This window comes from Clostridium tagluense (assembly GCF_003865095.1).
Taxonomy (GTDB): Bacteria; Bacillota; Clostridia; order Clostridiales; family Clostridiaceae; genus Clostridium_AD; species Clostridium_AD tagluense.
Genome location: NZ_BHYK01000128.1, coordinates 1 through 496, shown reverse-complemented (window position 1 = coordinate 496; position 496 = coordinate 1). Strand labels below are relative to the sequence as shown.

Here is a 496-nt window from a genome sequence, read left to right as displayed (position 1 = left end):
TGTTTTTGGCAAGCTAAAAACCATGCATTGCGGAACTTAATTTTTCCAGCACCCTATTTCCATTATTGGGTATTCATGGTTGAGTGTGTTAAGCGGTAGCTTGGGCCACTAAAAACTAATAAATGGCTATGATGAACTAGTCGATCAATGATAGCACTGGTAAGCTTTTCGTCATAAAAAATACCATTCCATTTGCTAAATTCTAAGTTAGTGGTTATAATTATACTTCGTTTTTCATAACATTCCGAGATTACTTGAAATAGTAACTGAGCTCCCTCTTTTTCAAAAGGGACATACCCCCACTCATCACAAATCAACAAGTCAACTTTCTCTATCTGACGCATAAATCGTTTCAAATCTCCTTTAGCTTTTGCTTCGCTCAATTGATTAACTAGTGCTGCTGTACGAAAGAACTTTACTCTTTTACCTCTAGAACAAGCAGCTACTCCTATGGCAGTGGCCATGTGACTTTTTCCGGTCCCAACAGGGCCATATA

At 38.1% G+C, this 496-nt stretch carries 1 protein-coding gene; it reads right to left on the bottom strand.

Going from position 1 to position 496, the window contains the following annotated elements:
- Positions 1-62: 62 nt before the first annotated feature.
- The coding region (gene istB / locus Ctaglu_RS24840; protein WP_185732980.1) for an IS21-like element helper ATPase IstB at positions 63-496 on the bottom strand (434 nt) is incomplete at its 5' end.